The sequence below is a fragment of the Microbacterium sp. Gd 4-13 genome (assembly GCF_003095395.1).
Taxonomy (GTDB): Bacteria; Actinomycetota; Actinomycetes; order Actinomycetales; family Microbacteriaceae; genus Microbacterium.
Window position 1 is genome coordinate 138599 of record NZ_QEIJ01000003.1, and the last position, 18445, is coordinate 157043.

18 protein-coding genes are annotated in these 18445 nt (G+C 69.3%); all 18 read right to left on the reverse strand.

Annotated elements, in window-relative coordinates:
* Positions 1 to 10: 10 nt before the first annotated feature.
* The gene (locus DEA06_RS07780; RefSeq protein ID WP_116647417.1) at positions 11 to 1549 is read right to left on the reverse strand and encodes an APC family permease; all 1539 of its coding nucleotides are present in this window, start codon (positions 1547 to 1549) and stop codon (positions 11 to 13) included.
* A 32-nt stretch (positions 1550 to 1581) separates the two neighbouring features.
* Complete coding sequence (locus tag DEA06_RS07785; RefSeq protein WP_116647418.1) at positions 1582 to 4365, reverse strand: FtsK/SpoIIIE domain-containing protein; 2784 nt, start codon at positions 4363 to 4365, stop codon at positions 1582 to 1584.
* A gap of 91 nt (positions 4366 to 4456) precedes the next feature.
* Entirely contained in the window at positions 4457 to 5230 is a 774-nt protein-coding gene (locus tag DEA06_RS07790; protein ID WP_116647419.1) for a protein phosphatase 2C domain-containing protein, read from the reverse strand.
* 121 nt (positions 5231 to 5351) lie between these two features.
* Positions 5352 to 6332 (reverse strand): aldo/keto reductase, encoded by a 981-nt coding sequence (locus DEA06_RS07795; protein ID WP_116647420.1) that lies wholly within the window; start codon positions 6330 to 6332, stop codon positions 5352 to 5354.
* A 66-nt stretch (positions 6333 to 6398) separates the two neighbouring features.
* The gene (locus DEA06_RS07800) at positions 6399 to 7106 is read right to left on the reverse strand and encodes a large exoprotein (RefSeq protein WP_116647421.1); all 708 of its coding nucleotides are present in this window, start codon (positions 7104 to 7106) and stop codon (positions 6399 to 6401) included.
* Positions 7107 to 7232: 126 nt separating this feature from the next.
* Positions 7233 to 7982 (reverse strand): peroxide stress protein YaaA, encoded by a 750-nt coding sequence (locus DEA06_RS07805; RefSeq protein WP_116647422.1) that lies wholly within the window; start codon positions 7980 to 7982, stop codon positions 7233 to 7235.
* Positions 7983 to 8055: 73 nt separating this feature from the next.
* Entirely contained in the window at positions 8056 to 8316 is a 261-nt protein-coding gene (locus tag DEA06_RS07810; protein WP_116647423.1) for a F0F1 ATP synthase subunit epsilon, read from the reverse strand.
* Between the two features lies 1 nt (position 8317).
* The gene (gene atpD, locus DEA06_RS07815) at positions 8318 to 9766 is read right to left on the reverse strand and encodes a F0F1 ATP synthase subunit beta (protein WP_116647424.1); all 1449 of its coding nucleotides are present in this window, start codon (positions 9764 to 9766) and stop codon (positions 8318 to 8320) included.
* Between the two features lie 23 nt (positions 9767 to 9789).
* A complete protein-coding gene (locus tag DEA06_RS07820; protein WP_116647425.1) occupies positions 9790 to 10689 on the reverse strand; it encodes a F0F1 ATP synthase subunit gamma in 900 nt (299 codons plus the stop codon).
* Positions 10690 to 10709: 20 nt separating this feature from the next.
* Positions 10710 to 12347, reverse strand: coding sequence for a F0F1 ATP synthase subunit alpha (atpA, locus tag DEA06_RS07825; RefSeq protein ID WP_116647426.1), 1638 nt, complete (start codon positions 12345 to 12347; stop codon positions 10710 to 10712).
* A gap of 63 nt (positions 12348 to 12410) precedes the next feature.
* The gene (locus tag DEA06_RS07830) at positions 12411 to 13202 is read right to left on the reverse strand and encodes a F0F1 ATP synthase subunit delta (RefSeq protein WP_116647427.1); all 792 of its coding nucleotides are present in this window, start codon (positions 13200 to 13202) and stop codon (positions 12411 to 12413) included.
* Positions 13202 to 13786 carry a F0F1 ATP synthase subunit B gene (locus tag DEA06_RS07835; RefSeq protein ID WP_116647428.1) on the reverse strand — a complete coding sequence of 195 codons (585 nt, stop codon included), beginning with the start codon at positions 13784 to 13786 and terminating at the stop codon, positions 13202 to 13204. The genes DEA06_RS07830 and DEA06_RS07835 overlap by 1 nt, the downstream gene beginning before the upstream one ends.
* A gap of 35 nt (positions 13787 to 13821) precedes the next feature.
* Positions 13822 to 14061, reverse strand: coding sequence for a F0F1 ATP synthase subunit C (gene atpE / locus DEA06_RS07840; RefSeq protein ID WP_116647429.1), 240 nt, complete (start codon positions 14059 to 14061; stop codon positions 13822 to 13824).
* A 43-nt stretch (positions 14062 to 14104) separates the two neighbouring features.
* Positions 14105 to 14881: a F0F1 ATP synthase subunit A gene (gene atpB, locus DEA06_RS07845; RefSeq protein WP_310793510.1), complete on the reverse strand. Its 777-nt coding sequence runs from the start codon at positions 14879 to 14881 to the stop codon at positions 14105 to 14107.
* A 187-nt stretch (positions 14882 to 15068) separates the two neighbouring features.
* Positions 15069 to 15527 carry a hypothetical protein gene (locus DEA06_RS07850; RefSeq protein ID WP_116647431.1) on the reverse strand — a complete coding sequence of 153 codons (459 nt, stop codon included), beginning with the start codon at positions 15525 to 15527 and terminating at the stop codon, positions 15069 to 15071.
* A complete protein-coding gene (locus tag DEA06_RS07855) occupies positions 15524 to 16678 on the reverse strand; it encodes an MraY family glycosyltransferase (RefSeq protein WP_116647432.1) in 1155 nt (384 codons plus the stop codon). The genes DEA06_RS07850 and DEA06_RS07855 overlap by 4 nt, the downstream gene beginning before the upstream one ends.
* Complete coding sequence (locus DEA06_RS07860; protein WP_116647433.1) at positions 16675 to 17448, reverse strand: L-threonylcarbamoyladenylate synthase; 774 nt, start codon at positions 17446 to 17448, stop codon at positions 16675 to 16677. The genes DEA06_RS07855 and DEA06_RS07860 overlap by 4 nt, the downstream gene beginning before the upstream one ends.
* Positions 17449 to 17492: 44 nt before the next feature.
* Complete coding sequence (prmC, locus tag DEA06_RS07865; protein ID WP_116647434.1) at positions 17493 to 18392, reverse strand: peptide chain release factor N(5)-glutamine methyltransferase; 900 nt, start codon at positions 18390 to 18392, stop codon at positions 17493 to 17495.
* Positions 18393 to 18445: the final 53 nt, after the last annotated feature.

Genomic DNA, 18445 nt, shown 5'->3' on the forward strand with positions numbered 1-18445 from the left:
CCGGCTCCGTTCACGACAGTCCGCCGTCGACGGATCGCGGATACGCGATGGGGTCGTCGGGGACGAGGACAGGGGTATCGCGGTTCAGGCTCTCGCCGCGGAAGAACGCCTTCGAGCGGGGGAACGCGAACCACACGAGCATCAGGACCACGCCGAACGCCAGCGAACCGACGCCGAGCACGAAGGTGCCGCCGATCCCGAGGAGCACCGTGTACCCGTAGTCGACGTCGTACATGTCGATCGCGGACTGCACGAACGCGTACCCGAGCATCAGCCCCCCGAGGAGGGGGAAGATCCCGCGGAAGACGAGGTTGCGCGCCGACGTGAACAGGTCACGGCGGAAGAACCACACGCACGCGAAGCACGTGATGGCGTAGTAGAAGGCGATCGCGAGGCCGAGCGAGAGGATCGAGTCCTGGAGGATGTTGTCGCTGATCAGGCTCATGCCGACGTAGTAGAGGCTGGCGACGATCCCCATGACGAGGGTCGAGAAGGAGGGCGTCTTGAATCGGGGATGCACGGTCTGGAAGCGACGCGGCAGCGCCTTGTAGGCGGCCATCGCGAGCGTGCCGCGGGCGGTGGGAAGGATCGTGGTCTGCGTCGAGGAGACCGCCGAGATGAGCACGGCCACCACGAGGATCCACCCGAAGGGCCCGAAGAGGTCATCCTTCATCCCGAGGAAGACGTCATCGGCGTTGGCCTCGTTGCCCAAGCCCACGCCCGTCTCGCCGAGGCCCGCGTACATCATCGCCGCGACGGTCACCGCGACGTAGGTGAACAGCAGGATGACCGTCGTCAGCAGCGCCGCCCGGCCGGGGGTGCGCTTCGGGTCCTTCGTCTCCTCGTTGAGCGCGAGACAGGTGTCCCAGCCCCAGTAGATGAAGAGGGCCAGGAGCACCGCCTCGGTGAACCCCGACCAATCGGTGAAGCCGAGCGGGTTGAACCACGCCCAGTCGAACGGCGTCGGGTCGGGCGCGGTGCCGTCGAAGAACTTCCACAGCGCGGCGACGACGAAGAGGGCCAGCACGACGTACTGCACCCCGAGCAGCACGTTCTGGATGCGTTCGCCGAGCTCGACGCCGCGCCAGCTCACCCAGGTCATCGCGGCGATGAAGGCGACGCCGGTGGCGGTGACGAGCGGCACGCTTTCGGACAGCGAGCCGTCGCCGATGAGCGACCAGAAGTAGATGCCCGCGATCTGCGCGAGGTTGGCGAGCACGATCATCCCGGCAACAGCCACGCCCCAGCCGCCCATCCAGCCGATCCAGGGGCCGAACGCCTTGGTGCCCCACGTGAACGTCGTGCCGCAATCGGGGGCGGCCCGGTTGAGCTCGCGATAGGCGTACGCGCTGAAGAGCATCGGGATGAAGGCGACGATGAAGGCGATGGGCGCCTGCGCGCCGACGGCCAGCACCATGAAGCCGAGGGTCGCCACGAGGGAGAACACCGGCGCCGTCGATGCGAGGCCGATCACCGTCGATCCCCACAGCCCGAGCGTGCCGGTCGCGAGTCCTTTGCCTTCGATCGGTCGCCCGTCGGTGGTCGTCATGGTGTGACCGTAGGGGCGGGGGCTCGTCGCGGTCAAGCATCGCCCCCATCCTCGAGCGCGCCCGCGAGCACCACGCGCCGAACGCGGCAGCCGGCGCGGTACTCCCACGCGCGCCCTCTCCCCGGCACCGCGAACGGGGGGAGGTCGCGATCTCCCGTGAGCAGGCGGACGTCGGCAGCACACGCCGCGTCGAGGACGAGAGCATGGGCGTTGCGAATACCCGCCAGAAGACGCGGGTGTCCGAGCCAGACCTCCGGGTCTCCGACGACGACGACCCTGCCGCCCGGCTCGGGTGCGGCGACGTCGCCCGCACCGTCGACGTCGCGCACCCGTACGCCAGTGCGCTCCCACCGTTCCAGCACTCCCGCCGGCGGTCGTCTCACGACGTAGCCGGTCACACCGGGGCCTGGCTCCCACGCGGGAGAACCGGCATGGCCCGCCGGGCCGGCGTCGGCATCCGTCGTCGCGACCTGCACCTGCCGGCGACCCACCCAGCCCCGCCCGGGCGGACGATCCGGGAGGTAGTCCGCACCGTCACCTCCTGCCGCCACGTGCTCGGACCGTGAGGGCGTGCCCAGGACGAGTCGGCGGGAGAACAGGTCGGCGAGCCTGCCCGCCGCGCCGGTGAGACGCTGAGCCGCGACGAAGACGCGGATCCGAAGGTCGCCCGCGCCTCGGATCCACCGCTCGAGCTCCTCCGCGGCGACGCGCCCGTACTCGCCGGGAAGCCGCCCCGCGAGGGCGTCGAGATCGTCGACGAACACCGTGGTCCCCGGTGGCGGCGGCACTCCGGCGCCGAGCGTATCCCAGGCGGCCTCGGCGTCGGGCCCGACCCACAGACGCGACGACTCGGGCACCTGGGCCGCGAGCGTGCGGAGGGCCGTCGACTTGCCCGAGTGTGCGCCGCCGACGATCAGGAGGCTGCGATCGGCGATCGCGAGGGGTCCTTGCCGTTGGCGGTCGGGCTCATCGACGAGGCCGAGGATGACGGCCCCGTCGCCGGGCGGGCCGAGTCGGTCGAGCGGGATCGACGAGGGGAGGGCCGGGAGCCACGGACGCCGCGTCGCGTCGCCGCCCGCACCCGCGGCCGAGGCGATGTCGGTCGGATCCGTCACCGCGATCCGCACGCGCTCGGCCCGTGCGTCACCGGCACGACGGACGACGGCCATCCCGCGCCCACGCGCACCCCCGGGCAGCAGAGCCGCGTCATCGCTGCCGACCACCGCACGGCTGTCGTGCGCGTCGGAGACACGGAGGCTGAGACGGAGCGGACAGTTCGCGAGAAGGTTCTCTCGCAGCACGCCGGGCGCGCGCTGGGTTCCGATCACGAGGTGCATCCCGAGGGCCCGACCGCGCGCGGCGAGGTCGGTGAACAGAGCCTCGAGCTCGGGATGGCTCTCGCGCAGGGCGGCGAACTCGTCGATCACGACCACGAGGCGAGGAAGGTCGACCTCCGAGATGTCACGCACGCCCGCGCGCGCCAGCTCCGCTTCGCGATGGCGCAGCTCCGCCCTGAGGCTCTGGATCGCCCGACGCGCCACCGCCGCATCGAGATCGGTGATCACGCCGGTGACGTGCGGCAGGCGGGCGAGCGCATCGAACGCCGTGCCGCCCTTGAAATCCACGAGCAGGAACGACACGACGGAAGGGGCGTAGGCGGTGCACAGTGCCGTGATCCAGGTCACGAGCAGCTCGCTCTTTCCCGAACCGGTCATGCCCGTGACGATCGCGTGGGGTCCGTCGCCGACGATGTCGACCTCGGCGCGCCGCGCCCCGGCGATGCCGATCGGCACCGGCAAGCCGTCGGGCCGGTCGCCGCGCCGCACGACGGCCAGGGAGGCGAGGGCGACCGCGGGGGCATCGGGGCCGTCGGCGTCGAGACTCGCGGCGCGCGAGGCCAGCGCGGCGGCGATGATCTCGGACTGCTGCACCGAGACCGCCTCCACCGTCACTCGCCGCGTCTCCCCGCCGGATTCGACCCGCGCCTCGGCGGCGTCGACGAGGAAGACGACCGTCTCGCAGCGCGGCGGCAGAGCCTCGCCGGGCCGCGCGGACACGAGAACGAGGTCGGCCTCCGCGAGGGCCTCGCCCGCTCGACCGACGGTCAGGGCGACAGGAGCGGGCGTCTCCGCGTGCGGTAGCGCACGCATCCAGGATTCGGATGGTTCCACGACGGCCAGGCTCCCCGGCGGACGCGCGTGGGCCACCTGCAGCACGAGTGCCCGGATGACGGCGTCCGCGACCAGCCGGGGCCCGACCACGGCGATCCCCGTTCCGACACGGCTCACCACCGGTGCCCTCGCCACCGTCTGTGCTCGGCGTGTCAGCCCGGCATCGTCGTCACCGCCGCCGGTGATCCGCACCGCGCTCGGAACGTCACCGCTCCCGATGACGATCGTCGTCGCCCTGTCGGGAACCGCTCGCCACGTCTGCTCGGGATGCTCGAGATACCCCGCGACGTCGGGATGCTTCGCGCGCAGCACGATCCGCTCCCCCGCGTGACGCTCGTCGACCTCCACCCCGATGCGAGCCCGCACGACCGCCGCCTCCTCTTCGGCGGTCCGTCCGACACGACGGGCCGTTCGCGCGCCGTCCAGCACTGCGGCAACGGCGATCAGCGGGCCGAGCAGCGCGAACCAGAGCGCGAAGACCGACCCCGTGATGGCCCAGAAGCCGAGCGCCCCCACGATGGGGACGGACGAGGCGAGCCAGGGTATGCCCGGCCGCGGCGGAGTCGGCGGGGGTGCCGCGAGCACGAGCGGCGCGGAGTCGACCGCCGACCGATCGGTCAGCGCGGGGACGAAGCCGGAACTCATCCCCTCAGTTCAGCGGTCGCACACACCGATCGGGTGCGCCGGACGTCGGCTTGTGGAGGCCCGGAGGAATGAGGGGGCTGTGCAGGAGAGGTCAGTCGGACGGACGGGCGACGTCGAGCACGATGATCGTGACGTTGTCGCGTCCGCCGTTTTCGAGCGCCGCGTGCAGCATCGCCTGAACCGCGTCGGAGGGGTCGCGGTTCTCGTCGAGGAAGTGCCGGATGCCGTAATCGGTGAGCTCTTTGGTCAGCCCGTCGGAGCAGATGACGAACCGGTCGCCGTCGACGACGTCGAGTCGCACGTAATCGGGCTTGACGCTCTCGCTCGGCCCCACCGCTCGGGTGATCACGTTGCCGTACGGGTGGTTCTCGGCCTCTTCCGGGCTCAGCCGCCCGGAGGCCATGAGCTCCTGCACCACGGAATGGTCGGTGGTGACCTGGGTGATCTCGCCGTCGCGGAGCAGGTAGACGCGGGAGTCGCCGATGTTCAGCGTGACCCAGTGCGGCGGATTCTCCGTCGCATCCAGGAACACCCCGGTGAGGGTCGTGCCCGTTCCGTCGTCGGTGGTCTCGGGGTGGGAGATGATGTCTTTGACCGCGCGGCCGATGGCCTTCTCGATCGTCTTCGGCGAGACCCCGCCCGCCTCGACGACTCCGCGGAGGCGATCGATGGTGCTCGCGCTGGCGATCTCTCCCCCGATGTGACCGCCCATTCCGTCGGCGACCACGTAGAGCGGGTAGCTGGCGAGGACGGCGTCCTGGTTGGCTTCCCGGCGACGGCCGGTATCGGTGACCTCAGCCCAGGAGAGTACGACCTCGCCGCCGGGTAGGGGCACGGTTCGAGTGCGGGTCGTCACCTCGGGCACGCCACATCCTTCGGTCGGTCGACTGCGGTGCCGAACCTCGCGTTCGGCGCTCGTTCAGTGTAGTGGACGGCGTGATCGCCGCCTCGGACGCTGGCCCCCTCGGATTCCGCGCGGCCGCCGATCACCCTGCCGCCGGATCTGCGATGAGCGGGAAGAGCGCGTCGATCGCGGCGACCTCGTCGGCCGACGGCTGCCACGCGGTCGCGGCCGCGGCGTTCGACCGCACCTGCTCGGGACTGGTGGCTCCGGCGATGACGCTCGAGACCGACGCCCGGGCGAGGAACCAGCCGAACGTCGCCTCGAGCATGGTGATCTCGCGCTCCTCGCAGAACGCGCGGTACGCGTCGAGGGCGTCCCAGGGAGCGTCACGCCACAGGTGCGGACGCGTCGTCATGATGCGGCTGGACTCCGGCCCACCCTCGCGCGTGAACTTTCCGGTGAGCAGACCGTTGTGGAGAGGGAAGAACGGGAAGAACCCGAGGCCGAAGTGTTCCACCGCCGGAAGCACATCGCGCTCCGCGGCTCGAACGAGCAGGCTGTACTGGTTCTGCGCCGAGATGAAACGGACGCCGCGGTCGGCCCGGAGCTCCGCCTCGGCGAGCTGCCAGCCCGTGAAGTTCGAGTGGCCGATGTAACGCACCTTCCCCTCCCGCACGAGGTCGGTCAGCACGTCGAGCGTCTCGTCGATGGGTGTGTGCGGATCCGGGGTGTGCACCTGGTAGAGGTCGATCCAGTCGGTCCTGAGCCGACGGAGGGATGCTTCGACGCTCCGACGCACGGCGATGCGAGAGGCCTTCGCACCACCGTTGACCGCGGGGGCGAAGTCGGCATGACCGAACTTCGTCGCCAGGATCACCTCATCGCGGCGGCCCTGGAGAGCCTCGCCCATGAGCGTCTCGGAGACACCGAACTGATTGCCGTAGATATCGGCGGTATCGAGGAAGGTGACACCGCACTCGATGGCCGACTCCAGGACCGCGCGCGTTCCTTCGAGCGTCTCGGTGCGCGTGCCCTTGCGACCGAAGTTGTTGCAGCCGAGGCCGACCGCCGACACGAGCAGGCCGGATGCGCCCACGCGGCGCTGCGGAAGGGAGGAAGACATACCCCCACGCTAACCGCTGAATGGACGGAACCCCCCGCCACGGGGCGAGGGGTTCCGTTCGTCGGCTCAGGGACGCGGCGGCTCGGGGGCCGTCGGCGGCTCGCCCGGGCCGCCCGGTGCGGCCGGACCGCCGGGAGCCGTCGGGGGCGGCGTCGACCCGCCCGGGGCGGGCGGGGTGTAGCCGGCGGGCGGCGGCGGGTACGAGCCCGGCGCCGCCGGGCCCGTGCCGGGGTAGCCGCCGGGGCCGGCCGCCGCAGCGCCCGGCTGAACGGGGATGCCCTGCCAGACCGTCTTGTCGGCGAGGAAGGTGTTCGCCCACGGCGACGGCGCGATGTTCGGGTTCCAGCGCGACGAGCCGAAGGCGAGGATGCCCAGCCAGATGAGCGCTCCGAGCCCCGGGATCAGAAAGAGCAGCAGGTAGTACCAGTCCTGGCCGAACTTGAGACCGACCCGCCAGGCGTACATGATCAGGACCGCGATCGCCACGATGCTGAAGATCCAACCGATGACGGGGATCTGGCTGAGCACAGCGGTGGCCACCGAGGCACCGAGCACGATCCACGGAGAGACGTCGCCGAGCTTGCCGAGCACCATCGTGTTGTAGACGGGCACCCAGGCCCGCCACTTGCCCTGCACGCCGGCTTTGTCGAACACCTTCATCAGGAAGAAGGCGGCGATCACATAGAAGATGAGGCTGAAGATGAGAATGATCGGGATCAAGATCAGAAGGAGCGCCAGGTAGGCGGCGCCTGAACCCGAGTAGTCGGAGTACATGGGGGTGCCTCTCGCGAAGACGTCTGGCGTGCTTCCACGCCGCGAGGCGACTGCCCCGCGGACACATGCTAGCGATCCTGAGTGTTTCCTGTCAGTAGGTGTCGCGCCAGCGGGGCGTGGCGCGGCTCACACGACCACCTCGGTCTCTCCGGCGACGCCGTCGCGCAACCGCCACCCGGCCGCGTCCGCCCACGCCAGGAGGGCCTTCGCCTGGGATATGCGGGGCCGCGTCTGGGCGAGGTCTCGCACGAGGGCGCCCTTGGCGTGCTTGTTGAAGTGGTTCAGCGCTCGGCCGACACCGCCCTCCCCCTCGGTGACCACGCGCACGTAGGTCGACCGGACGGCGTCGGGTATCGGGCCGAGCGCGGCATACGCCTCGGAACGCAGATCGAGGATGAACCCCGCGCCGGTCCGGGAGAGGGCGTCTTCGACCGTCGCAGCCCACACCCGTCGCAGCGGTGGCAGGCCCGGAAGCGTGGTGCCCGCCGCCAGCCGATACGCCGGGATGCGGTCCAATGCACCGACCGGCCCGAACGGCGCGGACTGGATGAGGACGTGCGCGCCCAGCCACCGCCGGGCCGCGGGCTCAAGGGTCTGCGCCCCCAGCGCGTCGTAGAGGACGCCGGTGTAACGATCCACGGCGGCCATCGTCGGCGCATCCCGGATCGCCGCATTCGCAGCGATCTCATGGCGCTGTCGTGCGCTCAATTTGAGCACGCGCGCGGCCTCGTCCTCGTCGGACGACAGGTCGACGAGGGCCGTCACGACCGACTCGCGTGCGCCCCGCAGCTCGGGAAGGGCGAGCCCATCGAGATCGAGCGGGTGACCGCTGCCACCCGGATGCTTCGTCTCGGACGGCGGGAGGAGGATGAGCATCCGGTCCCTCTCTCTGCTGCGGGAACGACGACGGCCGGCCCCGAAGGACCGGCCGACGTCGAAGGGATCCGGGTCAGGAGATCAGTGCGGCGTTCCCGGCGACGATGGTGAGCTCGTCGTTCTCCATCGACAGGAAGCCGTCCTCCGCGCGAGCGAGGATCTTCGAACCGTCCGGACGGGTGATGCGCACCTGCCCCTCGGCGAGGATCGCGAGCACGGGCTCGTGCCCCGACATGAAACCGATCTCGCCCTCGACCGTCTTGGCGACGACGAGCGTCGCCTCACCGGTCCAGAGCTCGGCCTCGGCCGAGACCAGGCTCACCTTCAGCGGCATGTCAGCCGTTCTCCTTCTGGATCTGCGCCCACTTGGCCTCGACGTCGCCGATACCGCCGACGTTGAAGAAGGCCTGCTCGGCCACGTGGTCGAAGTCGCCCTTGACGATCGCGTCGAAAGACTCGATGGTCTCCTTGATCGGCACCGTCGAACCCTCGACACCGGTGAACTTCTTCGCCATGTAGGTGTTCTGCGAGAGGAACTGCTGGATGCGACGTGCGCGCGACACGACGATCTTGTCCTCTTCGGAGAGCTCGTCGACACCGAGGATCGCGATGATCTCCTGCAGTTCCTTGTTCTTCTGCAGGATCTGCTTCACGTTGGTGGCGACGCGGTAGTGGTCGTCTCCGATGTACCGCGGGTCGAGGATGCGGCTCGTCGACGTCAGCGGGTCGACCGCCGGGTACAGACCCTTCGACGCGATCTCACGCGAGAGCTCGGTCGTGGCGTCGAGGTGGGCGAACGTGGTCGCCGGAGCCGGGTCGGTGTAGTCGTCGGCGGGCACGTAGATCGCCTGGAGCGAGGTGATCGAGTGACCGCGGGTCGAGGTGATGCGCTCCTGGAGCACACCCATCTCGTCGGCGAGGTTCGGCTGGTATCCCACGGCGGAGGGCATGCGGCCCAGCAGCGTGGAGACCTCGGAGCCGGCCTGGGTGAAGCGGAAGATGTTGTCGATGAACAACAGCACGTCCTGCTTCTGCACGTCGCGGAAGTACTCGGCCATCGTGAGGGCCGACAGGGCGACGCGCAGGCGGGTTCCCGGCGGCTCGTCCATCTGGCCGAACACGAGCGCGGTCTTCTCGAAGACGCCCGCCTCTTCCATCTCGTGGATGAGGTCGTTGCCCTCGCGCGTGCGCTCACCGACACCGGCGAACACCGACACACCACCGTGGTCCTGCGCGACGCGCTGGATCATCTCCTGGATGAGGACGGTCTTGCCGACACCGGCGCCGCCGAAGAGGCCGATCTTTCCGCCGAGCACGTAGGGCGTCAGGAGGTCGATGACCTTGATGCCGGTCTCGAACATCTGCGTCTTCGACTCGAGCTGGTCGAAGTTCGGCGCCTTGCGGTGGATGCCCCAGCGCTCGCTGACCTCGACGGTCTCGCCGGGCGCGCCGTTGAGCACATCGCCGGTCACGTTGAAGACCTTGCCCTTGGTGACGTCACCGACGGGAACCGTGATGGGGCCTCCGGTGTCGCGCACTTCCTGGCCGCGGACGAGACCGTCGGTGGGCTTCAGGGCGATGGCGCGCACCAGGTCGTCGCCGAGGTGCTGTGCGACCTCGAGCGTGATCTCGGTGGACTCGCCGTCGATCGTGATGGTGGTCTTCAGCGCGTTGTAGATGTCGGGGAGCGCATCGTGGGGGAACTCGATGTCGACGACCGGGCCGGTGACGCGCGCGACGCGCCCGACGACCGTGGTCTCGGCCTTCTCGGCGGTGAGGCTCATGGTTTCTTCTCTCCTTGTGAGGACTATTTGCCCGACGCCAGGGCGTCGGCGCCGCCGACGATCTCGGCGATCTGCTGCGTGATCTCGGCCTGGCGCGCGTTGTTGCGCAGGCGGGTGTAGTCGGTGATGAGCTTGTCGGCGTTGTCGCTGGCCGACTTCATCGCCTTCTGCGTCGCGGCGTGCTTCGCGGCCGACGACTGCAGCAGGGCGTTGAAGACGCGGCTCTGGATGTAGACCGGCAGCAGGGCGTCGAGCACCGTCTCGGGGTCGGGCTCGAAGTCGTACAGCGGGTACAGCTCGCGGTCGGAGGCCTGGTCGTCGCCCTCCACCACCTCGAGCGGCAGCAGTCGGACCGACTCCGGTGACTGCGTCATCATGCTGACGAAGCGGTTGGAGACGAGGTGGATCTCGTCCACTCCCCCGTTGTCGCCGCCGCGCTCATAGGCGTCGATCAGCGTCGCGGAGATCTCCTCCGCGGTGCGGAAGTGCGGAGCATCCGTGTCGCCGGTCCACTCGGCCTCGCTGGCCATACGGCGGAACTGGAAGTACCCGACCGCCTTCCGACCGATGAGGTAGTACGCCACGTCCTTGCCCTGCGAGCGGAGCAGCGTCGCCAGCTCGAGACCCTCGCGGAGGATCTGCGAGTTGAACGCGCCGGCGAGACCGCGGTCGGAGGCGAAGATCACGACCGCCGAGCGGCGGATCTCCGCGCGCTCGGTGGTCAACGGGTGGTCGACCGTCGAGTGCGTCGCGACGGCCGAGACGGCACGCGTCACGGCTCGCGCGAACGGCGACGCCGCACGCACACGCGCCATCGCCTTCTGAATGCGCGAAGCCGCGATGAGCTCCATCGCCTTGGTGATCTTCTTGGTCGTCTGGGCAGAATTGATCTTCTGCTTGTAGACCCTGAGTTGTGCGCCCATGATTGCGTCTCCGTGCCGCTTTAGCGGCGACCCTTGACGATCTTCTCCTGGTTGATGTCTTCCGCCTCGGCCGACTCGGTCGACTCGCTGCCGGGAGCGCCGATCGACTGGCCGTCGCCCGCGCGGAACTCGAGGAGGAACTCGTCGGTCTTCTTGCCCAGTTCGTCGACGATCTCGTCGCTCAGCACGTTCTTGTCGCGCAGCGTGTCGAGGATCGTCGTGTTGCGACGCAGGTAGTCGAGCAGCTCGCGCTCGAAGCGCAGCACGTCGGAGACCTCGACCGAGTCGAGCTTGCCGTTGGTGCCGGCCCAGATCGAGACGACCTGCTCCTCCACCGGGTACGGCGAGTACTGCGGCTGCTTGAGCAGCTCGGTCAGGCGCGCACCACGGGACAGCTGACGACGGGATGCGGCGTCGAGGTCGCTCGCGAACATCGCGAACGCCTGAAGCGAGCGGTACTGCGCGAGCTCGAGCTTGAGCGTTCCCGAGACCTTCTTGATCGACTTGACCTGGGCGTCACCGCCGACGCGCGACACCGAGATGCCGACGTCGACCGCGGGACGCTGGTTGGCGTTGAAGAGGTCGGACTGGAGGAAGATCTGTCCGTCGGTGATCGAGATCACGTTCGTCGGGATGTAGGCCGAGACGTCGTTCGCCTTGGTCTCGATGATCGGGAGACCGGTCATCGAGCCCGCACCGAGCTCGTCGGACAGCTTCGCGCAACGCTCCAGCAGACGGGAGTGGAGGTAGAAGACGTCGCCGGGGTATGCCTCGCGGCCCGGCGGACGACGAAGCAGCAGCGACACGGCACGGTAGGCCTCGGCCTGCTTCGACAGGTCATCGAAGATGATCAGCACGTGCTTGCCGCCGTACATCCAGTGCTGGCCGATGGCCGAACCGGTGTAGGGGGCGAGGTACTTGAAGCCGGCGGGGTCGGAGGCGGGGGCGGCGACGATGGTGGTGTACTCCATCGCTCCGGCGTCTTCGAGCGCACCCTTGACGGAGGCGATCGTCGAGCCCTTCTGGCCGATGGCGACGTAGATGCAGCGGACCTGCTTGTTGACGTCGCCCGACTCCCAGTTGGCCTTCTGGTTGATGATCGTGTCGATCGCGATCGCCGTCTTGCCGGTCTGGCGGTCGCCGATGATCAGCTGGCGCTGGCCGCGGCCGACGGGGATCATCGCGTCGATGGCCTTGATGCCGGTCTGCATCGGCTCGTGGACGCTCTTGCGCTGCATGACGCCGGGCGCCTGCAGCTCGAGCGCGCGACGACCCTCGGGGATGATCTCGCCGAGACCGTCGATCGGGTTGCCGAGCGGGTCGACCACGCGGCCGAGGAAGTTGTCGCCGACGGGTGCCGAGAGCACCTCGCCGGTGCGGGTCACGGGCTGGCCGGCTTCGACGCCGGAGAACTCGCCGAGGACGACGACACCGATCTCGTGCTCGTCGAGGTTCTGAGCGAGTCCGAGCGTGCCGTCTTCGAACGTGACGAGCTCGTTCGCCATCACGCCGGGGAGACCCTCGACGTGGGCGATGCCGTCGGCCGCGTCGACGACGGTGCCGACCTCGGTCGCCGCCGCCCCGGTGGGCTCGTATGCGGCGACGAAGTCTTTCAGCGCGTCACGGATGACGTCGGGGCTGATGGACAGTTCTGCCATGGTCTTCCTTCGTTTGTGGGGCCGCAGCCCCCAGATCCCCGCCCGAATCGGACGGTACGTCTTCTAACCTGCGAGCCGCTGCCGCAGATCGGCGAGTCGGGTGGAGATGCTTGCGTCGATGACGTCGTCGGCGATCTGCACGCGCAGCCCGCCCACCACGTGGGGGTCGATCCGCGTGTTCACCGAGATCTCGGTGCCGTACCGCGCGGAGAGCGCGGCGCGGAGACGTTCGACCTGCGCGTCGCTGAGGGGTGCCGCCGAGACGACCGTGGCGACGGTGCTTCCGCGCTGGTCGGCGACGAGACGCATCGCCCACTGCAGGAGCACGCGCACACGACGATCGCGCGGCTGCTGCACGAGCGACGAGGCGATGAGCGTGGACGATGCGGCGGCGCGGCCCTCGAGCAGACGGCTCACGAGAGCGCCCTTGGCCGATTCGTCGCCCATCCGGCTGCCGAGCGCGAGCTCGAGGTCGCCGTTCTCGGCAACGGTGCGCGAGAACCGGAAGAGGTCTCCCTCGACGTCGGCTCCGGGCTCGGCGATCGCGGCGGAGCGCACCGCGAGCTCCTCGACCGCTTCGACGAGATCGGCCGTGCGCGACCAACGCTGTGCCACCACCGCAGTGAGCAACTCGACCGAGACCGGCGAGAGCACCGCTCCGAAGACGTCGGTGACGACCTTCGCGCGGGCGGTCGCGGGTGCGGCGGAGTCGGACAGTGCGCTGCTCAGCTGCGGCGAGCCGCCGATGGCGCGCGCCGCGGCGAACAGGTCGCCCGCGACGCCGAGGTCGACCCCGGCCGTCGCGTCGAGCGACGCCGCCGTCGACGACAGCGCGAGAGTGGTGGCACTGCCCATCAGGCCACCGGGCCCTGGGAGGCGCCTGCGGACTTCTCCAGCTCGGACTTCTCGAGGTCGGCCAGGAAGCGGTCGACGACCGACTGCGCCTTCTGGTCGTCGGTCAGCGCTTCGCCGATGACGTTGCCGGCCAGGTCGATCGCGAGCGTTCCGACCTCGCTGCGCAGCGACACGAGAGCGCTCTGGCGCTCCGCCTCGATCTGCGTGTGCGCGGCCGCGGTGACGCGTGCGGCTTCCGTCGTGGCGGTGTCGCGGGCCTCGGCGACGATCTTCTTGCCGTCCTCACGGGCGGCCTCGCGGATCTCACCGGCTTCCTTGCGCGCTTCTGCGAGCTGGGCCGTGTACTCCTCGAGGGCGGCCTCGGCCTGACGCTGTGCCTCGTCGGCCTTGGCGATGTTGCCCTCGATCGCAGCACTGCGCTTGTCGAGCACCTTCGTCACGCGCGGAAGCGCGTAGAAGACGACAACGAGCACGATGATGACGAAGCAGACGGCCGACCAGACGATGTCGTAATAGGCGGGCAGCAGCGGGTTACCGCTTTCTGCTCCCTCTTCGGCAGCGAGTGTGACAAGAGCGTTCAGCATCCTGCCTCCTTATTCGTGAGTCGCGGAGAGGGAGATCAGACCGCGGCGAAGATGAACGGCGTCGCGATGCCGATCAGCGCGAGGATCTCGATGAATGCGACACCGATGAACATCGTGGTCTGCAGGCGGCCGGCGAGCTCGGGCTGGCGAGCGGTCGACTCGATCGTCTTGCCGATCATGATGCCCAGGCCGATGGCCGGACCGATGGCCGCGAGGCCGTAACCCACGGTCGCGATGTTTCCCGTGATCTGCGCGAGAACCGTCGTAGCGTCCACTGGTGTTTTCCTTTCGTTGGGCGAACAGCCGATCAGCTGTTCGTCAGTGCTCTTCCGCGACCGCGAGCTGGATGTACACCGCGGTGAGGATCGTGAAGACGTAGGCCTGGAGCAGGCCGACGAAGATTTCGAAGAGGGTGAACCCGAACCCGAGGGCCAGGGTTCCGGCAGCCAGCGGCGTCAGCCAGCTGGCGCTGAAGAGGAAGAACTGGGTCGCCGCGAAGAACAGCACCAGCATGAGGTGCCCGACGATCATGTTCAGCAGGAGTCGGAGGAACAGCGACACCGGGCGGGCGATGAAGGTGGAGATCAGCTCGACGACCGCGATGATCGGGATGAGGTAGACCGGCACACCGCTCGGAACGAGCGAGTTCTTCACGAAGCGTCCGACGCCGTGCTTGCGGATGCCCGCATAGATGAAGGCGACGTACGCGGTGAGCGCGAAGACCAGGGGCGCTCCGGCCACCGACGTGCCCGGGATGTTGAGGAACGGTATGACGCTGGTGAGGTTCATGAAGGCGATCGCGAAGAACATCGCGGTCAGCAGCGGCAGGAACCGTCGGCCGTCCTTCTCGCCGAGCACCTGGAAGGCGACCTGCTCGCGCACGAACCCGAAGGCCAGCTCGACGATGCTCTGGAAACGCCCGGGCACGACCGCCATGCGGCGTGTACCCCAGATGAGGAACAGCACGACCAGCGCGGTGGCGATGAGCTGCACCATCGTGATGCGCGTGAAGGCGAAGGGCGTGCCTTCGAACAACAGCGCCGGGGGGAAGAAGTCGCTGATGGAGGGCGGGTGGAACTCGTTGTCGGCCGCCATGGCGATCATCGTCGCTTGAGTCAACGGATTGGCTCCAGCTTCTCGTGCCAGCCTGAACCAGCTCGGTAAGAGTGAGAAGAATCTTTCACGGGGCCTCAGCGTCGCCGCTGCACACCAGCCGTAAAGTGTGAACCCAGCGTATCAAACCTCGGGGCCCCGCCCCGCCACCCGGACGGAAATGACCCGGTCAATCCTCCGGATTCGTCTGCGGCAGGGTCGTGTCCGACACCCCGGGGAGCCTCATCCGCGACAGGACGACGAGATCGACGACCAATGACGCCACCGCCGCGGCGACGAGCGCACCGTAGAAGACGGGCGTGACGAGCCACTCCACCCGCATCAGCAGGAGGAGGGCGACGATCACCAGCACGAACTTCAGGATCCAGCCGCCCATGACGACGCCGAAGAAGATCTGCAGGTAGTTGGGCGTGCCGAACCAGTGGTTGCCGACGAGGATGCTGACGGCCGTCAGAGCGGGGAAGAGGACGCCGACGAGCGCGCCGATCACGCCGCTCCACAGGCCGTCCGCTCCCCCGACGGCGACGCCGACGATCGCGGCGAGCACGACCACACCGAGGCCGACCAGCAGCCCCCAACGGAGCGCGGTGCGCAGGACGGGTGTGCTGGAGACGGGATTGGGACTCATGCGGGCTCCTGGAGGGGGCGGCGGCGCGACGTGCGGCGCGTGGGGATCAGGGTGACGACGAGACAGGCGACGACGCCGACCGCGCCGAAGACGATGCCGATGAGGTAATCGCCCGGCCAGCTCATCTGCGTGCCGACGTACATCAGCAGCACGGCGATGCTGACCACCGCGGTCCACGCATAGAAGATCAGCACCGCCTCGCGGTCGCTGTGGCCCATGTCGAGCATGCGGTGGTGGAGGTGCTTGCGGTCGGGCGAGAACGGCGACTTGCCGGCCCGCAGGCGTCGGATCACCGCGAGCCCGAAGTCGAGCAGCGGCAGGATGACCACGACGATGGGCAGCAGGATGGGGATGAACGCACCCAGCAGCTGCGAGCGCCCGAGCTGCTCGGGGTCGAGCACCGCGGGGTCGAGCTGCCCGGTGATGGCGATGGCGGCGCTGGCCATCAGCAGTCCGAGCATGAGGGCACCCGAATCGCCCATGAACAGCTTCGCCGGGCCCCAGTTCAACGGCAGGAAGCCGAGGCACGCGCCGACGAGCACGGCGGCGATGAACGACGCGAGGTTGAAGTAGGTGGTGTTGCCCGTGTCGCGCACCAGCATGTACGTGTACGCGAAGAACACGCCGTTCGCGATCAGGCAGACTCCGGCGACGAGACCGTCGAGACCGTCGATGAAGTTCACCGCGTTCATGACGATGACGATCGCGAAGATGCTCAATCCGAAGCTGACCCAGCTCGACCCGATCGAGAGGCCCCCGATCGGCAGCGAGAGGATCTGCAGTTGCCCGAACCACGCGATGATCCCCGCGGCGAGGAACTGCGCGCCGAGCTTGATCATCCAGTCGAGGTCCCACAGGTCGTCGGCGACGCCGATGAGCACGATGAGCAGGGTCGCGAACAGCAGCCAGAGCACGGGCCACGGGTCGGCCCAGAAGACGGAGAAGAACGGATGCTGGCTCGAGAGCGCGAATGCGGCCACCACGCCCAGGAACATCGCGATGCCGCCGAGTCGCGGAGTCGGCGCCTTGTGGACGTCGCGATCGCGGATCGCGGGGTAGAGCTTGTAACGCAGTCCGATGCGCCAGACGGCGATCGAGAGGACGAACGTCACGATCGCGGTGAACAGCGCGATCAGGAGGTACTGCGTCACGCCGAGCCGCCGGCCGCAGCATCCGGCTCGTCGTCGGGTGCGGCCTCCCGGCGCTCGGCGCCCTCCGGTTCGGCGTCGTCGAGGTCACCGGCGCCGGGGAGCGGCGGGTCGGGCTCGAGCAGGTCTCCGAGCACGGCGCGCAGGCGCTCACGGTCGACCGCCCCCTCGCGCAGCACCCGCACGAGAGGGTCGCTGCCGCCCACGAGGCTCGTGGCATCGACGATGGTCGAGGCGATCCCGGTCTCGGACGGGCCGGCGTCGATGTAGACCTCGACGGAGGTCTCGAGCATGTCGCGGGCCTCGTCGATGGTGGTGGCCGCGGGGCGCCCGGTGAGATTGGCGCTCGAGACGGCGAGCGGCCCGCACTCCTCGAGGAGTTCGAGGGTGAGGTTGTGGGCGGGCATCCGCACGGCCACGGTGCCGCGAGTGTCGCCGAGATCCCACGACAGCGAGGGCTGGGCGGGGAGGATGATCGTCAGACCGCCGGGCCAGAACTCCTCGACGAGGCGCTCGACCGGCTCGGGGATCTCGGCGACGAGCGCGCGCAGCGTGCTGACACCGGCGACGAGCACGGGCGGCGGCTGCTCGCGTCCGCGGCCCTTGGCCTGGAGCAAGCGGGTGACCGCGCCGGCGTCGAACGCGTTGGCGGCGATGCCGTACACGGTGTCGGTGGGCAGCACGACGAGCTCGCCGCGGCCGATGGCCTGCCGGGCGTGGCGCATGCCGGAGAGAAGTTGTGCCTCGTCACGGCTGTCATAAACGGGTGACATGTCGCCGCACAGTCTACGGGGCCGAGCCGCGGCGGCCGTGAGGACTACGCGGGTCGCAGTGCCGTCGTCGCCCGATCGCGCGTCGTCAGGTCGGGGTGGGTGGCCGCGGCCTGCCAGCCGTCGGCGGCGAGGATCGCGCGGATGGCCTCCCCCTGCCATTCCCCGTGCTCGATGACGATGAGCCCGCCGGGGTGGGCCAGGCGCAGACCGACGTGACTGAGGGTCCGCACGACGTCGAGACCGTCCTCCCCTCCGTACAGGGCGGCGGGCGGGTCGTAGTGACGCACCTCCGGATCCCGGGGGATCGCCGCATCCGGCACGTAGGGCGGATTGGACACCACCACCGACACCGTCCCGTCGAGGTCGCCGAACGCGTGCTCGAGGTCGATGAAGGCCAGCCGCAGGTTGTCGGCGCCGATGCGTGCGGCGTTCTCCTTCGTCCACACGAAGGCATCGACGGAGTTCTCCGCCGCGAACACCCGCGCGTGGGGCACCTCCGTGGCGAGCGACAGGGCGATGGCACCGCTACCGGTACCCAGGTCGACCGCGATCGGAGAGGCGGATGCTGCGGCCCGCAGCGCGTCGATCGCGAGCTGGGCCACCATCTCGGTCTCCGGCCGGGGGACGAACACTCCCGGACCGACCGCGAGTTCGAGGTGACGGAAGGGGGCGACGCCGGTGAGGTGCTGCAGCGGCACGCGGGCGCAGCGCCGCTCGACGAGCGCATCGAACTCCGCCGCGTCGTCTGCCGTGATGCTGTCGCCGCGGATCGCCGCGCCCTGCACCGCACCGCGACTCGTGCCCAAGACGTGGGCTGCGAGAAGCTCGGCGTCGACCGCGGGATCGGTGACGCCCGCACGGCCCAGACGCGCCCCGGCGGAGCGAACGAGGTCGGCGAGGGGCACGTCGACGGGCGACGCGAGCGGGGGGACGGGCTCGGGCATGGCGGGCCCAGCATAAACGCTCCGGCGTGTGCGGTCACATTGCGCCCGCGCGC

Excerpts from the sequence above, each read along its gene's own strand:
- DEA06_RS07795 (WP_116647420.1), bottom strand. The coding sequence starts at position 6,332 with ATGTCTTCCTCCCTTCCGCAGCGCCGCGTGGGCGCATCCGGCCTGCTC.
- DEA06_RS07785 (WP_116647418.1), bottom strand. The coding sequence starts at position 4,365 with ATGAGTTCCGGCTTCGTCCCCGCGCTGACCGATCGGTCGGCGGTCGAC.
- DEA06_RS07800 (WP_116647421.1), bottom strand. The coding sequence starts at position 7,106 with ATGTACTCCGACTACTCGGGTTCAGGCGCCGCCTACCTGGCGCTCCTT.
- DEA06_RS07830 (WP_116647427.1), bottom strand. The coding sequence starts at position 13,202 with ATGGGCAGTGCCACCACTCTCGCGCTGTCGTCGACGGCGGCGTCGCTC.
- DEA06_RS07780 (WP_116647417.1), bottom strand. The coding sequence starts at position 1,549 with ATGACGACCACCGACGGGCGACCGATCGAAGGCAAAGGACTCGCGACC.
- DEA06_RS07820 (WP_116647425.1), bottom strand. The coding sequence starts at position 10,689 with ATGGGCGCACAACTCAGGGTCTACAAGCAGAAGATCAATTCTGCCCAG.
- atpD (WP_116647424.1), bottom strand. The coding sequence starts at position 9,766 with ATGAGCCTCACCGCCGAGAAGGCCGAGACCACGGTCGTCGGGCGCGTC.
- atpB (WP_310793510.1), bottom strand. The coding sequence starts at position 14,881 with ATGGCGGCCGACAACGAGTTCCACCCGCCCTCCATCAGCGACTTCTTC.
- DEA06_RS07805 (WP_116647422.1), bottom strand. The coding sequence starts at position 7,982 with ATGCTCATCCTCCTCCCGCCGTCCGAGACGAAGCATCCGGGTGGCAGC.
- DEA06_RS07860 (WP_116647433.1), bottom strand. The coding sequence starts at position 17,448 with ATGTCACCCGTTTATGACAGCCGTGACGAGGCACAACTTCTCTCCGGC.
- atpA (WP_116647426.1), bottom strand. The coding sequence starts at position 12,347 with ATGGCAGAACTGTCCATCAGCCCCGACGTCATCCGTGACGCGCTGAAA.
- DEA06_RS07835 (WP_116647428.1), bottom strand. The coding sequence starts at position 13,786 with ATGCTGAACGCTCTTGTCACACTCGCTGCCGAAGAGGGAGCAGAAAGC.
- DEA06_RS07850 (WP_116647431.1), bottom strand. The coding sequence starts at position 15,527 with ATGAGTCCCAATCCCGTCTCCAGCACACCCGTCCTGCGCACCGCGCTC.
- DEA06_RS07810 (WP_116647423.1), bottom strand. The coding sequence starts at position 8,316 with ATGCCGCTGAAGGTGAGCCTGGTCTCGGCCGAGGCCGAGCTCTGGACC.
- prmC (WP_116647434.1), bottom strand. The coding sequence starts at position 18,392 with ATGCCCGAGCCCGTCCCCCCGCTCGCGTCGCCCGTCGACGTGCCCCTC.